Source organism: Chryseobacterium sp. FR054 (assembly GCF_056844565.1).
In genome coordinates, this window is the sequence record NZ_JBXDSA010000004.1 from 292869 (window position 1) to 306330 (window position 13462).

20 protein-coding genes are annotated in these 13462 nt (G+C 36.6%); all 20 read left to right on the top strand.

The window, feature by feature from the left end:
• The first annotated feature begins 35 nt into the window (after nt 1–35).
• Nucleotides 36–596: a hypothetical protein gene (locus AC106S_RS17545; RefSeq protein ID WP_482440988.1), complete on the top strand. Its 561-nt coding sequence runs from the start codon at nt 36–38 to the stop codon at nt 594–596.
• 28 nt (nt 597–624) lie between these two features.
• The gene (locus AC106S_RS17550; protein ID WP_482440989.1) at nt 625–894 is read left to right on the top strand and encodes a hypothetical protein; all 270 of its coding nucleotides are present in this window, start codon (nt 625–627) and stop codon (nt 892–894) included.
• Nucleotides 895–912: 18 nt separating this feature from the next.
• Nucleotides 913–1434, top strand: coding sequence for a L,D-transpeptidase family protein (locus AC106S_RS17555; RefSeq protein WP_482440990.1), 522 nt, complete (start codon nt 913–915; stop codon nt 1432–1434).
• A gap of 59 nt (nt 1435–1493) precedes the next feature.
• Complete coding sequence (locus AC106S_RS17560) at nt 1494–2081, top strand: hypothetical protein (protein ID WP_482440991.1); 588 nt, start codon at nt 1494–1496, stop codon at nt 2079–2081.
• Nucleotides 2082–2172: 91 nt separating this feature from the next.
• Nucleotides 2173–2931, top strand: coding sequence for a CHM family subclass B1 metallo-beta-lactamase (blaCHM, locus tag AC106S_RS17565; RefSeq protein WP_482440992.1), 759 nt, complete (start codon nt 2173–2175; stop codon nt 2929–2931).
• Nucleotides 2932–3015: 84 nt separating this feature from the next.
• Entirely contained in the window at nt 3016–3426 is a 411-nt protein-coding gene (locus AC106S_RS17570; RefSeq protein WP_482440993.1) for a hypothetical protein, read from the top strand.
• Nucleotides 3427–3512: 86 nt separating this feature from the next.
• Nucleotides 3513–4022: a hypothetical protein gene (locus AC106S_RS17575; protein ID WP_482440994.1), complete on the top strand. Its 510-nt coding sequence runs from the start codon at nt 3513–3515 to the stop codon at nt 4020–4022.
• A 9-nt stretch (nt 4023–4031) separates the two neighbouring features.
• Nucleotides 4032–4490, top strand: a complete 459-nt coding sequence (locus AC106S_RS17580; protein ID WP_482440995.1) for a hypothetical protein — start codon at nt 4032–4034, stop codon at nt 4488–4490.
• Nucleotides 4491–4874: 384 nt separating this feature from the next.
• Nucleotides 4875–5762: a hypothetical protein gene (locus AC106S_RS17585; protein ID WP_482440996.1), complete on the top strand. Its 888-nt coding sequence runs from the start codon at nt 4875–4877 to the stop codon at nt 5760–5762.
• Nucleotides 5759–6322 (top strand): hypothetical protein, encoded by a 564-nt coding sequence (locus tag AC106S_RS17590; protein ID WP_482440997.1) that lies wholly within the window; start codon nt 5759–5761, stop codon nt 6320–6322. The genes AC106S_RS17585 and AC106S_RS17590 overlap by 4 nt, the downstream gene beginning before the upstream one ends.
• Before the next feature lie 75 nt (nt 6323–6397).
• On the top strand, nt 6398–7501 hold the full coding sequence (locus AC106S_RS17595) for a ParA family protein (RefSeq protein WP_482440998.1): 1104 nt from the start codon (nt 6398–6400) through the stop codon (nt 7499–7501).
• A 6-nt stretch (nt 7502–7507) separates the two neighbouring features.
• The gene (locus AC106S_RS17600) at nt 7508–8188 is read left to right on the top strand and encodes a hypothetical protein (RefSeq protein WP_482440999.1); all 681 of its coding nucleotides are present in this window, start codon (nt 7508–7510) and stop codon (nt 8186–8188) included.
• Nucleotides 8189–8327: 139 nt separating this feature from the next.
• Nucleotides 8328–8876: an XAC2610-related protein gene (locus AC106S_RS17605; protein WP_482441000.1), complete on the top strand. Its 549-nt coding sequence runs from the start codon at nt 8328–8330 to the stop codon at nt 8874–8876.
• A gap of 19 nt (nt 8877–8895) precedes the next feature.
• Entirely contained in the window at nt 8896–9273 is a 378-nt protein-coding gene (locus AC106S_RS17610) for a VOC family protein (protein WP_482441001.1), read from the top strand.
• 93 nt (nt 9274–9366) lie between these two features.
• Complete coding sequence (locus tag AC106S_RS17615) at nt 9367–10008, top strand: DUF4272 domain-containing protein (RefSeq protein ID WP_482441002.1); 642 nt, start codon at nt 9367–9369, stop codon at nt 10006–10008.
• 44 nt (nt 10009–10052) lie between these two features.
• Entirely contained in the window at nt 10053–10826 is a 774-nt protein-coding gene (locus AC106S_RS17620) for a hypothetical protein (RefSeq protein WP_482441003.1), read from the top strand.
• Nucleotides 10827–11247: 421 nt separating this feature from the next.
• Nucleotides 11248–11970, top strand: coding sequence for a phosphodiester glycosidase family protein (locus AC106S_RS17625; RefSeq protein WP_482441004.1), 723 nt, complete (start codon nt 11248–11250; stop codon nt 11968–11970).
• 112 nt (nt 11971–12082) lie between these two features.
• Nucleotides 12083–12466: a 5-carboxymethyl-2-hydroxymuconate Delta-isomerase gene (locus tag AC106S_RS17630; RefSeq protein ID WP_482441005.1), complete on the top strand. Its 384-nt coding sequence runs from the start codon at nt 12083–12085 to the stop codon at nt 12464–12466.
• A 42-nt stretch (nt 12467–12508) separates the two neighbouring features.
• Nucleotides 12509–13018: a DinB family protein gene (locus tag AC106S_RS17635; protein WP_482441006.1), complete on the top strand. Its 510-nt coding sequence runs from the start codon at nt 12509–12511 to the stop codon at nt 13016–13018.
• Nucleotides 13019–13025: 7 nt separating this feature from the next.
• Nucleotides 13026–13442 (top strand): NAD(+)--rifampin ADP-ribosyltransferase, encoded by a 417-nt coding sequence (gene arr, locus AC106S_RS17640; RefSeq protein WP_482441007.1) that lies wholly within the window; start codon nt 13026–13028, stop codon nt 13440–13442.
• The last annotated feature ends 20 nt before the right edge of the window (nt 13443–13462 follow it).

Below are 13462 nucleotides of genomic sequence, written 5' to 3' on the forward strand. Positions count from 1 at the left end.
GCAAAAATCTCCCGATCCCGAGCAATATATCATTTATGAAAAAAATTATTTTATCATTCGTTATTTTCTCCGTTATATTAAGCTGTTCCGGGAATCCGGAAAAAAACAGATCAATGGATTTCGGTGATTTTACCATTCAGGTTCCGGAGGGCTGGAAAGAGCTGAAACCCGAAACCATTGACAGCAATGCAGGAATAATGATCACAAAAAACAAAGACTCCGTTTTTTATGATTATGGCCCCTATTCAAACTCCCTGGAAGAAAATCCGGTGATTATTTCCAGAAAAAATTTGAAAAAAATGCTCAGCGAACATCCCGAAACCGACACTACGGAGTTTTTTATTATCAATGATGATGAAGCAGCCAGCCCGGAAGATTTTATCAGAAATACAATAACCTATAAAAAGATTGACAGATATAATGCTAAGATATTAGAACCTAAACAGACAGGAAAAGGTATGACCGGGATTTATATCGACAGTATCAGAAGCGGATCACTGGGAAAAATCAGATTTAATTTTTATGGCAAAAATTTATCACAGGAAAGCCAGACCGAACTGTTAAATGCCATCAATACTATAAAAGCCTCCCGGTAAGCCCATTAAAAACCAAAACTCGAACGCGATGATTAATATCACCCGAAGAATTTTACAATACAGGGAATGCTCCAGACAGCTTTGCAACAATTATTTCCGCCATGTCGAATGGAAAATAGGACAGCTGAAAACCACAGAAAATGATTTCAGACGGATGTCTTTTTTCGACTGGGCAACCGAAAAAATCATGGAACTGCAATATGCAAGAGTCAGGCTTATCCATTCTGAAGAATTTCCGAAACTCGTGGGATATGATTTTCTGCCGGAAAACTTGAACTCAGAATTTTATACCGGATAAAAACACAGAAAAATTATCATGATAAAGAAAAAAATAACAGGATTAACAGCCTTGCTGGCATTTTCAGGATTGATACTGTATTATTTTTATCCTGAAGCCAAACTTCCTCCCGGCACACAGGTCGATCAGCTGGTGGTTGACAAATCAGAAAGAAAGCTGATGGCTTACTCAAACGGAAAGCTGGTGAAGACCTACACTGTTTCATTGGGAGGACAGCCTGAGGGACATAAAGAATCCGAAGGAGACAAAAAAACACCTGAAGGGCATTACTTCATCAATGCCAAAAATCCCAACAGCGGCTATCATAAAAACCTGGGAATTTCTTATCCCAATAAAGAGGATATCAAAAAAGCAAAACAGCTCGGTCAGCCGGCAGGTGGTGACGTTAAAATACATGCGCTGAAAAACGGAAGAGGCTTTATCGGAAAACTTCACCGCTGGTCCGACTGGACATTAGGCTGTATCGCAGTTACCAACGAAGAAATAGATGAACTGTACAGCTCAGTAAAAGTGGGAACTCCTATTGATATTAAACCCTAACAAAACCATTTTTTTATACTTGTTTTCCTATTTTTACCACTGCAAAAAAGTAAACAGACATGAATATAGAAGCTAAAATTGATGAAGCCTTCAGAAATACATTTCTCCTGCCGAGAGAAAAAGCGGTTACCCTTTTCTTTATGGACGTTTTAAATTCAAAATACCGGTTCAGGGAAGACGATACCAAAATTGAAGTGATCGGATTATATTATTATGCTTCAAGTCCATTAAGCTTTTTATTTGCCATGCCTCATTATGAATATTATTCCCAGGACAAAACAACCCATATTGCAGAGCTTCATCTTGGAGAGCATTCGTTTGAAGATTACACACATTCGGATGTTGAGGAATTGGGCAGAAAAGTTCTGGATGAAAACAGGATTGATTATTCAGCCTATCTTGATGAAGATGATGAGCTGGAGATTGCCAATTACTGGGAAAATCAAACCGGCCTGGAAAAAAACTTCCTCATGCACTGCTGGAAAAGCGCAAAAGAAAAAACAGGATCTAAAACTTTGGGATTCCTAGAATCTTCGGACGGTTCCGGCGGCACTTATGATGCGGATAACGGCTATGAGCTTCCTTTTGAAGTGGGTATTGATGAATATTTACAGGCTAATGGATTTCATTTAAAAAAAGAAAATTAAAAAATTCGTTTTCAACCAATTAACACAGCTCAGAACTTGGGTAATAAATACTATCTTTAATGAATAAAACCGTTTTCTCAAAACAATATCCATGAGAATCAATAGTAAAAAAACAGGCATTCTGTTGCTTTTTTTCATCATTCTAAGCTGCGCTCCTAAAAAGTCCGATAACTTTAAAGCAAAGCAGGTATATCAGTCTGAGCTCCTGATCATTACCCAAATTTCGGAAAATGCATTTATTCATACCTCTTTTAAACAGACTAATGATTTCGGCAACGTTCCCTGCAACGGGCTGGTAGTGAAAGACAGTAATGAAACCATTGTTTTTGATACTCCCATCAACGATAAAACTTCAGAAGAGCTCATCCGGTGGATCAGCGGAACGCTTCATTCTAAAATCAATGCTGTTGTACCTACTCACTTCCATGATGACAGTATGGGCGGGTTACAGGCTTTTCACAACCATCATATTCCTTCTTATGCCTATTCCAAAACCATTGAACTGGCCGGAGAAAATCATTTTACACTACCTGAAAACAGTTTTAATGACTCTGTTGTGCTAAAAGCAGGCAATCGGAAAGTCATTGCCGGATTTTTCGGAGAAGGCCACACCAAAGATAATGCAGTCGGCTATTTTCCGGAAGAAAACATCCTGTTCGGGGGCTGTCTTTTAAAAGAACTTGAAGCCGGTAAAGGCTATCTGGGAGATGCCAATGTTTCAGCCTGGTCCGATACCGTTGAGAAAGTAAAAAAAGAATACCCTGATGTAAAGATTGTCATTCCGGGGCATGGAGAATATGGAGATCAAAAATTATTGGATTACACAATTAACCTGTTCAAAACCAAATAAACAGAACATCTTCACTACCAGTTATTTCAAATGAGTAACTGTGAACCTATAAACACATCATCAGAAAACACAAATATTTAAACAATGAGCACAGAATGTCCCACGGCTCCGGCCAATAAAAAAGAATACATTGCCGATATTGGGAAAATCCTGTTACAGAAGTATGGCAAACAAGAATACTATCCGCCGGAACAGATAAAAGAAGCCCATGAAAAAAGCAAATGGAATGAAGGCTTTGATTTTTCCTGCTGGGCCATGAGTATATATTCTTCCCATTCCGATTTTACAGACTATCACCAACAGACTGGTGAAGCATGCGATTACGCTGAAATGAAAACAGAAATGCTCCGGGGATTATCGGTTTCCGGCAGTTCAGAAATTCCGGATCTTCCCAATGCGGATATCGATTCCTCATGGCTGGATTTTGGAGAAATACTCGGAAATATATTTGAAGGAATCGGAGATTTCATAGGCGGAATCTTTGATGGTCTTTAAGCATTCTCACAGGGAAATCTCTTTGAAAAAGGTGGAATATATGAATGGGAAGAGAAATTTAATCATGACCTGAATTCTGATACAAAATGAAACAATTCGTTAATTTTATCCTGATTATCATCATTTCAGCTCTTTCCGCAGGAGTTTACGGAATACTGCATGATCAGATCACCTACTCCATTTCTCCTGAATATTATACCTTACTGAAGTTTCAGCAGTTCGGGTTTGAACACCTCGGTCTGAATATCAGGATAAAAGCAGGAATCATCGGATTTTTAGCAACCTGGTGGGTCGGATTATTCTTAGGAATAGCCTATGCTTTTGTCTCCTTATTTCTTGATCCTGAAAAAACTCTGAAAGTAACTGTAAAATCAGTACTGATCAATATCTGCATCACCTTTATTGCAGGAATCCTGGGATATGGGTATGCCGTTCTGTTTTTATCAGCAGAAAACACCAACTGGTATATCCCGGCAGGAACTAAAAACATCCGGAACTTTATCAGTGTAGGCTCCATTCATAATTTCGGATATATGGGGGGAATATCGGGAATGGTCGCCGGAATAATTTATCAGATAAAAAAAGCAAAAAACTAAAATCTATTCATGGAACGCCACCACAGAAAATTTAATGAAATTGCCACACTCCTGCGGACTAAACTGGGAGACAAAATCAAAATTTCCGAAGAACACGGAAATAAAATTCTGGAATTAACAGGTACACCCTATTGGCTGATGACTGATCACTCCGAATTTACAGTCGGTTATGGTATGAGCCATACCCATTTCAGTGACCAATACCAGAACCTGGAAGACGGAATAGCTCAGGCCTTCGATCTATTGACCAACCCCATCAGAACCACCGAATATATAAAAGGAAATACCGTTTTTAAAACAACCGTTGAAATAGAATTTCCCAACTCGCAATATGTGAATATCGGCACAACTTCCCTTCTGTTTTACCCATTCTGGAAAAAAACAAAAATTGAAATATCCATCTCAGAAAAAATGATTGAAAAGAAAGAAATTGAGGAAGAAGTCAACCGCATTCTGAATGAAAAATAACAAACACAGCATCCGCCCAATAATAAAATATTTTTATTTTTATCGTTCCGCTGAACAGCCAATCATAAAACCGTTGTAATATGATAATACTTTTAAAGCGTGGGACCATCAAAGATTTTCAACAAATTTTCCGGCATGAAATTTTTTCGGAGATAAAATCATTGCGCCTTATCCCCATAAAGCTGGAAAAAAATAGCGCCTTTGCGCAAGCTCCAACAAAAACAATCAAAAAGATCTGCTGTGTCTGCCCAATCAAAAGTAACTTCATCATTCAACCTTAATTTTAGCTCAAAATCAGTAATTTAACTTTCTCGGAAAGCACCAATTGATTTTTCAATTTATTTTTTACTTAACTTAGTTTTCTAATAACCAAGACTCAATATTATGAAAATAGTAAATCTTCTGTTCATTCTTGTTTTTTCTGTCTGTTTCTCACAGGAAAACAACATCTTTGAAAGACTCAGCGCCCTGAAAAACAATGGAAAAATATGGTACAATATTGACGGGTACAGCATAACCAGCGAAGTCTTTTCCAATACATTTGATGAAAAGGGCCTAAAAAAAGTATTCCGGAAACATCAGATCTCAGATTCTGATGCAAAAGTGAAGGACGGCAACATCAGTTTCAATAATTTATTGGTAACAAAACAGCAAAAGGTTTCCGCGGATTTTTCCCAGACCAATAATTATTATTTTGTAGAAAATCCGGACAAAACCGTCACGGTGGTATGGTTTATCAAAATCGGAAAAACAGATAAAGAAACTGAAGAAAAGCTCGTCAATGCTATTATCGAAAAGAAAATTCCTGAAGAAAACTTTTCCCCGATGAGCATCAGTTCCATCAATTTTGCCGGAAGAAAAATTGAACTGGGAAACGGCTGTTACTGGACTTCCGTCAATATTGTTCAATGTCCTTATGCCGGAGAAATGAACTGGAGCGTTCACAGAACTCTGGATGATGCAAAAGAAGCTGTGGAAAATCAGCTCAATATCACAAAATCAAAAAAAATGGGCAAAGTAGTGTCCGAAGAAATGGTGGATATTGAATTTGAAGGGGTTCCTGTAAAAGCTAAAAAAATACTTTATGATTTTACAGGAGTTGCAGGAGCTTTGGCAGGAATGTCAGGAGGAAAAAATCTGACGGTTTATTATGTAGCTGCAACGGTAAGAAATAAAAATGTGAGCTGTGTAATGAGCTACTGGAACAATGATGAGATCAACCCTGAAACCAAACTTCCTGCATTGCTGGGGAAATTAATGGCCGTGAAATGAAAAACATTTTAAAAATATTTTTAATCCTTATCATAGCGCTGGGGCTTATCCTGAGCGGATTCTTCTTTTTAAAATTTGATAAAACCGAGTATCAAAGCTCCGTGGCAAATACCATTGAAATCAAAAACCTTAACAGAAAAGTATTTGATCCCGGATTTTTAAATACCGGTTCTTCAGCAATCCGTACCGATTTCAGTTTTAACCGGGAAGCAAAAAATGACACCGTAGGCTTTAGTTTTCATCCTTCCCTCCATGAGAATTCAGAAAACAGACTCAGCCTGAATTTCAACAGCGGAGACGGATATTCCGGCTTGAATGTGAATGTCATGAAGATAGGAAACTGGTTTTCCGCCTCCGTTAAAACCTATACGGATAACCTGAAGCCGTTTGATTTTCTGGAACGGGACCGGTATTCCGTTAAAAAACAAAAACTCATTCTCGATAAGCCGGAATATAAGAAAGGAGACAGTATTTTTGGAAAAATAGAACTTAAGATCCAATCCAATATCAATGAGTCGGTTTATCAGGCCGGAGGATATTTCAGGGGAAAGATCGAATAAAAAATATTTTATATGTAATAATTATTGTAATTTGTACAATAGGAAATTACAAAACAATAATTAAATAAATAACAAATGAAAATAATATCATTGTTCAATAATAAAGGAGGAGTTGGCAAATCAACACTTGCATTTCATTTATCTAATATATTAGCTGAAATGGGGCACAAAACTCTTATTATTGATCTAGATCCACAATGTAATGTTACAATATGCGGAATGGATGAAGAACAACTACATGAAATGTGGACTGAGGAAGATGAGTTTATCGATGATTTTGACTCACGCGTAAAAAAAATGGCAAAAGATGATTATGATTCTCTTTTAAAAAAACCAAGAACAATACATTTTCTATTAAAACCAACAGAAGATGGTCAAGGTGAACTTCAAACCACTCCACCACCAGTTACGATTGGAAATAACTTAGATCTAATTCCTGGAAGGCTTACAATTCATAAATATGAAAATAAAATCTCTGAACGCTGGAGTGGAGCATATTTAGGAGAATCTTTGTCTATCAGAACAATTACAAATATTAGGGCTATTGCTGAAGAATATTCTGCAATCCACAATTATGAATATGTTATTATTGATACATCTCCAAGTTTGGGGGCTTTAAACAAAGTTATTATTTCGACTGTTGATGGTTTTGTTATTCCAGCATTACCTGATATGTTTTCAATGTATGGTATTCGAAATATTGGTAGTGCATTAAAACAATGGAAAAAAGAATTTGATACTATTTATAGCTTAATTTCTGAAGATAAAAGAAAAAAGTTCCCTCAAAACTTTGTCCGATTTTTAGGCTATACTATTTATAATGCAAAAAAATATGCAAAAAAATTAAATGATTGGGATTTAGCAAAAGCTCATTATAATTATGCACAACAAATCCCAGCAACAATCGAAGAATTTATTAGCTTAGAGGTCAGAAATCATTTAACTAAGGAACAAGCAAACACACCTATTGGGCTAACTGCAGTTATGCACTCACACAATACTCTACCTAATATGGTACAAAAATATAAACGTCCTATTTGGCAAATTCCTAGTCTACAAACTCTTGATCCTGGAGATAAATCTACAATAATGGGAAATCGAGCTATTTATGAAGCAACTAGGCAAAAATATATCGTCTTTGCAAATAACTTTATAGAAAGAATTAAAACGTTAAATTGATTAGCAATGAGCAAAGATATAGAAGAAGCGGTAGAAATATATAAACAAAAGCAATTTGAGTATAAACAATTCTTGGCTGGTATTTTAGTATTTTTTCAGGAGCATCCAGTTTTAAATCAAAAACCATTACCAATAATTCATTCTATAAAATCAAGACTGAAAGATCCTGACCACTTAGTTGATAAACTTCACCGAAAACTAGATAAAGGTATAGTAATTACTAAAGATAATCTTTTCACAAATGTAACAGATTTTATTGGGGTTCGTATTTTACATCTTTATCAAGATCAATTTCAATCTATACACAAAGCAATAATTGAAAAAGTATCAAATGGCGATTGGAAATTTGTTGAAGAACCTAAAGCATATACATGGGACCCTGAATCAGTACAATTTTACCAAACTCTTAATATCCAAACAGAAGTTAGAGAAACTTTTTATACAAGCATTCATTATTTAGTAAAACCCAACAATCAAAACTCTATTTGTTGTGAAATTCAAGTACGAACTCTTTTTGAAGAAATTTGGGGTGAGATTGATCATACAATAAATTATCCACATCAAACAGATAGTATTGCCTGTAAGGAACAACTCAGAGTATTATCAAAACTTGTATCAACTGGAACAAGACTTGCTGACTCAATATTTAGAACATTAAATGATCATAAAAGCAAAACCACACAATAATTAACATATAAATCATACTGCGATTAATTTTATCTCAATAAATGTCATTAATTATTACTTAATCATATAGCAAAATCCATATTTAGCATAAATGAAGTTTAAACAATATTTCTACTAATATTATTTTTAAGTTTATCAATTGAAAACTTTCATTTTCATATCGTTTTTTCCTCTATTCCTCCGGGCACAGAATAATCAGCAGATCAAAACGGACAGCATTTATCCGAAAGAAAAAATTCTGATCTCTTTAAACGGAGTGAAAGATTTTAAAGATGAAGCCCCCGGTTATCTTTTAACAGTGTATAAAAACACAAAAATAATCTTAAAAGATCAGGTTTACAGCAAAGTAGGCGAAATCCGGTTTGAAGATTTCAACGGTGACGGAATAAAAGACCTTCTCATTCAGAATATCTCCGATGTAAGGAGCAACTGGACCTATTATCTTTATATATTCGACAACAGGAATAAGACCTTTAAGAAAGTCCTGGATTTTGAATCTGTTAAAAATCCGGAATACAATCCGAAATACAGATGGATTGAAAGCTATGTGGTTTCAGGAACCAATTATCTGAGCTTTTACAAAATTATTGGAAATAAAGTTAAAGATTTAAACTACACCATTCACGACACCGAATCGGTGAATTTTGAACAGGAGTATAAAAAGGCTGTTAAAAAACTGATAAAATAAGGCTATCTTCAGAATAAATATGAATGTAAAACCCGATACGATCCTTTTCTACGTAAGAAACGTTGAACAGATCAAAAATTTCTATGTTGAAAACTTCAATCTGAATGTCGTGGAAGAAGATGAAGTCTGGGCTCTTCTGAACGCAGGAACCATCCATATAGCTTTTCACAGAATAGGAGATCAGTATCTGCAAAAAATAGAAGAAGGCCACCGGTTTGATAATAATACAAAACTGGTTTTTGAAATTGACATTGATATGGAATCGGCCAGAAACGAGCTCCTTTCAAGAAATGTACGGATGAGGGAGATCAAAACGTTTGACCACTATGGATTCTGGCTCTGTGACGGAACAGATCCTGAAGGAAATGTATTTCAGCTGAAAGCAAAAAAGAACTGAAAAAAAATTAAAATTGAGCCTTAAACTTCAGTAAGAAAAATTTTTGTGGCTTATCTTTATCGCTCAAAAGCTTTAATTAAAAATGAATCACCAATGACCGAAGAACAAAAAATTAAAACAAGAGAACTCAACAATCAGCTGATAGAAAGCAGGCAATACAGGTTCAATTCCTGGCTTCCTGTGCTGGAAGATCCGAATACAAGAACCCTGGAAGAAGTAAAAGGCAGAATGGGCGTAATGAACGCGCTGATTAATATTTCATTTGAAGCTCCCGTCACCGTCATCAGAAAATGGATCGATCATCACGGGCTGACTCAGCACCTTTCCAACCGTGAACATGAAATCCTGCTGAAAGACAATGATGAATTAACGGATTACGAGATCAATTCCCTGAGATGGTACCTGGAAGGGATCTGGGCTCTGATGTGGGCAACCGGACTGGTGGATCATCTTGATGAAACCCAATGGTGTAGCGATGAAATGGCTTCCATGCTTCCTAACCTCGAACAAAACGACAGCAATGAAAAAATAAACAGGCTCTCTACCCTGAAAACAGATGATGAAATCTACGAAATGCTGGATTTATACTACCGTCTGCATTGGTACTGCGTGGATGAAAGGCTTAAAGGGCAGCAGGCAAAAATAAATGAAGGACTGGTATACGAGCGGAGAAAAGCGCTGGAATGGCTGATCAATAAAAATTCTGACTGGGATGATATTGAAATGAGTACCTGAAGCTTACACTTTGATATTCATTTATTCAACATTAAGAACAGCTCATGAAAAACTTTTTAATTTTACTCTGCCTGATCTTCTCAATAGCCAGCTTTTCTCAGAAAAAAAGAGACACTCTTTCTTATTACGACAGCTATGAGCCTACAAAAGCTGAACTGAGAAAATGTAAAAAAGCCAGGAAAGAAAACAGAAAATTATTTGACCAGCTGTCTCAGGAAGCAAAAATCATTGATTTTAAAAAACTAACTCCGGTAATTATTAAGGATTTAAAAAACTCAGATTTTAAAGGAGAGGTTATTTTATTCCACTACAATTACAGCAATACCGGATCCGGTAATATGGGCAGTGAACGGTACAGCTGCGAAAAAGAATATAACACGGCCAATCCCTTTTACAGCATTTGGGACTGGACGTATCGTGATATTATCTCTCTTTCAAAGGTACTCAATGAAAAATTTATTGTCCCCGGTGAAAAAAATTTCGGATTCAGTATTTCAAACAGACTGTTTGGCGATGATCTGGAAAAAGAACTCAGCCCATATAAAGAATTTAAATCCGGTACCGTTTATGATAAAGAAGTAGATAAACAGCATCAGAAATTCTATTATCTCACTGAAAAGAAAACAGACAAGGAATTACAGTTAAAAACAGATTTCATCTACAATACCGTTTTAAATTATTCATATGACACGCTTTATTTCAAATTCAGAAACCTGCCCGGCTATAAAGTACAGGTAACAATAATAATCAATTCAAATTCCATTTCAAAAACCTATGAATATGATAACGGAGAATGGATTTTAACTGACACGGAATAAATCAACAACTTTTAGAACCAGCTTAAATTTCTAAATTTGATTTTTTTGCATAACACTCAAATCTTTTTCAGATCTTAAAAAGATTTTAATTGTTCTCGCAGATGCCGCAGATTGAGCAGATTTTTTCATCCATAAGAATCTGAGATCTTTGTGGAATGGTCAGATCAGACCTTATAGATTTAATATGCATGAACTTTAAAATCTATCAGGTTTAGTCCCTTCATAAAATCTGCGTCATGCAAAATCTGCGGGAGAAAAAACACTCACAAATATCTGTGTGTATTCCGTAGGAAACATTAAGAAATTCGTGCATACGTGGCATTTTTTTCAACCACAAAGAAGGTACAAAAATTTGATAATCACATATACATTTTTTCAAATAAAATTTAAACAGTCTCTTATTTAATCCTCCGATATTTCTATGAAACTCAATACCTCTTTTTATATATCACTGCTGTTCTTCTTTCTGTTTTCCTGTAAAGAGAAGATCCAACATGAAGAAAATTTTGTGATCTATCAGATGGATCCGCCACAACAAAACATCCGGATGTATTGGAAAGATCATAAAAATGAAATGATAAGAAGCCTCGGTAATCTGGAACATTATACCGCTTCACAGCATGAACAGTTAATCTTCGCAATGAACGGAGGTATGTTTGAACCTGATCATTTTCCCAAAGGGCTGTATATTGAGAATTTCAAAACCCTTCATCCCATAGATACCTCAAAAGGCAGCGGAAATTTTTATCTTCCTCCCAACGGGGTATTTTATATCACAAAAAACAAAAAACCGGCAATCATTCCAACCGGAAAATTCATTCCGTCACCGGACATTCAATATGCCACACAATCCGGGCCGATGCTTCTTATCGAAGGGAAAATCAATCCCGCTTTTCAGCAGCATTCTGAAAATCTGAATATCAGAAACGGCGCAGGAATTCTGGAAAACGGGGAAATCATTTTTGCCATGTCTAAAAAAGAAGTTAATTTTTATGATTTTGCTTCTCTTTTTAAAGAATTGGGCTGCCGGAATGCCCTGTATCTTGACGGATTTGTTTCAAGAACCTATCTCCCGGAAAAAAACTGGAGCCAGAAAGACGGAGATTTCGGGGTAATGATCGGAGTAACAAAACCAGCCCGGTGAAACATCCGGTAAATATTTTTTAAGATTGTACTTTCGTAGCATCTTTTTTACTAATTTCGATACGCTTTATCAGCCATAATGCTTCGAAATCCAACCCGTTAACCAGATCACCATGCCTCACTTTATTATAGACTGTTCACAGGATATTATTCAGCAGAAAACACCTGATGAAATCATGGATGCTGTTTACCAGACTGCGGAATCCACCGGACTATTTGCCCTGAATGACATTAAAGTACGGTTACAGCCCTATCAGTATTACCGGCTTGGAGAACATAAAAAGAATTTCATCCACATTTTCGGATACATCATGGAAGGACGGAGCACAGAACAGAAAGCCGATCTTTCCGGAAAGATCATCACCCGTCTCACAGAATTATTTCCTGACATTTCATTTTTATCCATCAGCATTAACGATTTTGAAACCGCAACCTACTGCAACAAATCACTGATTAATCCGGAAAATCATCATCAGAACCGCCATTTTGAGCTGTAAATAATGTCCCGGGAACAAAAAACCAACCACAAAATATATATTATGAACCTTAAAACATTAATCACCCACACCGTACAGTACAACAATTGGGTAGTCGGTAAATACATCGACTGGCTGGCTACAAAATCCGATGAACAGCTGAATCAGGAAACTCCCTCAAGCTTTCCCACCATTCTGAAGACCCTGCATCATATCTGGCAGACCCAGGAATACTGGTGGAGCCATATATCCGAAGGCAGCGATTTTGATTTTGAAGCAACCGCAGCAGCCGTTACCAAAGATGAAGTGTTCAGGGCAATAAAAGATAATTCCAAGAAGCTGATGGAATATGTTGAAGGCCTTTCCGAAGAAGATCTTGCCCGGAATGTAAAAATAGAATCCCAATGGTTTCAGTGTGATTTTTCAAAATATGAATACATTCAGCACGCCATCATCCACGGGACCTATCACAGAGGACAGATTGTGACTATGGGCAGAAATATCGGCATCACAGATGCGCCTATGACAGATTATAACTTCTGGAATATTTATAAAGATCAGGAACAAAAATAGCAGAATAATGAATACCAGTACTACTAAGGATCCGGTTATTTATTACCACGGAACCAAAGCAGATCTGAAAACCGGGGATCTTATTGAACCCGGTTTCAGTTCCAACTACGGAACCCAAAGAAAAGCGAAATACATTTACCTTACCGCTACACTGGAAGCCGCGGTATGGGGCGCGGAACTTGCTCAGGGTGAGGGTAAAGAAAGGATCTATATCGTTGAACCCACCGGCTCCATTGAAGATGATCCCAACCTTACCGATAAAAAATTTCCGGGCAATCCTACCCAATCCTACCGCTCGCTTCATCCGTTCAGAATAACAGGAGAAGTTATGGAATGGCATGGGCACTCCGCAGAACAGCTTAAAACCATGAAAGATCATCTTGAAGAATTAAAAAGACAGGGAATCGAAGCTATCGAAGATTGATAGTATTAATAAATAATCAG

What these genes read in the sequence shown, in the direction of transcription:
- blaCHM (WP_482440992.1), top strand. Translation starts at nt 2,173, where the DNA reads ATGAGAATCAATAGTAAAAAAACAGGCATTCTGTTGCTTTTTTTCATC.
- AC106S_RS17590 (WP_482440997.1), top strand. Translation starts at nt 5,759, where the DNA reads ATGAAAAACATTTTAAAAATATTTTTAATCCTTATCATAGCGCTGGGG.
- AC106S_RS17580 (WP_482440995.1), top strand. Translation starts at nt 4,032, where the DNA reads ATGGAACGCCACCACAGAAAATTTAATGAAATTGCCACACTCCTGCGG.
- AC106S_RS17585 (WP_482440996.1), top strand. Translation starts at nt 4,875, where the DNA reads ATGAAAATAGTAAATCTTCTGTTCATTCTTGTTTTTTCTGTCTGTTTC.
- AC106S_RS17610 (WP_482441001.1), top strand. Translation starts at nt 8,896, where the DNA reads ATGAATGTAAAACCCGATACGATCCTTTTCTACGTAAGAAACGTTGAA.
- AC106S_RS17635 (WP_482441006.1), top strand. Translation starts at nt 12,509, where the DNA reads ATGAACCTTAAAACATTAATCACCCACACCGTACAGTACAACAATTGG.
- AC106S_RS17555 (WP_482440990.1), top strand. Translation starts at nt 913, where the DNA reads ATGATAAAGAAAAAAATAACAGGATTAACAGCCTTGCTGGCATTTTCA.
- AC106S_RS17570 (WP_482440993.1), top strand. Translation starts at nt 3,016, where the DNA reads ATGAGCACAGAATGTCCCACGGCTCCGGCCAATAAAAAAGAATACATT.
- AC106S_RS17595 (WP_482440998.1), top strand. Translation starts at nt 6,398, where the DNA reads ATGAAAATAATATCATTGTTCAATAATAAAGGAGGAGTTGGCAAATCA.
- arr (WP_482441007.1), top strand. Translation starts at nt 13,026, where the DNA reads ATGAATACCAGTACTACTAAGGATCCGGTTATTTATTACCACGGAACC.
- AC106S_RS17630 (WP_482441005.1), top strand. Translation starts at nt 12,083, where the DNA reads ATGCCTCACTTTATTATAGACTGTTCACAGGATATTATTCAGCAGAAA.
- AC106S_RS17560 (WP_482440991.1), top strand. Translation starts at nt 1,494, where the DNA reads ATGAATATAGAAGCTAAAATTGATGAAGCCTTCAGAAATACATTTCTC.
- AC106S_RS17550 (WP_482440989.1), top strand. Translation starts at nt 625, where the DNA reads ATGATTAATATCACCCGAAGAATTTTACAATACAGGGAATGCTCCAGA.
- AC106S_RS17615 (WP_482441002.1), top strand. Translation starts at nt 9,367, where the DNA reads ATGACCGAAGAACAAAAAATTAAAACAAGAGAACTCAACAATCAGCTG.
- AC106S_RS17600 (WP_482440999.1), top strand. Translation starts at nt 7,508, where the DNA reads ATGAGCAAAGATATAGAAGAAGCGGTAGAAATATATAAACAAAAGCAA.
- AC106S_RS17545 (WP_482440988.1), top strand. Translation starts at nt 36, where the DNA reads ATGAAAAAAATTATTTTATCATTCGTTATTTTCTCCGTTATATTAAGC.
- AC106S_RS17625 (WP_482441004.1), top strand. Translation starts at nt 11,248, where the DNA reads ATGAAACTCAATACCTCTTTTTATATATCACTGCTGTTCTTCTTTCTG.
- AC106S_RS17575 (WP_482440994.1), top strand. Translation starts at nt 3,513, where the DNA reads ATGAAACAATTCGTTAATTTTATCCTGATTATCATCATTTCAGCTCTT.
- AC106S_RS17620 (WP_482441003.1), top strand. Translation starts at nt 10,053, where the DNA reads ATGAAAAACTTTTTAATTTTACTCTGCCTGATCTTCTCAATAGCCAGC.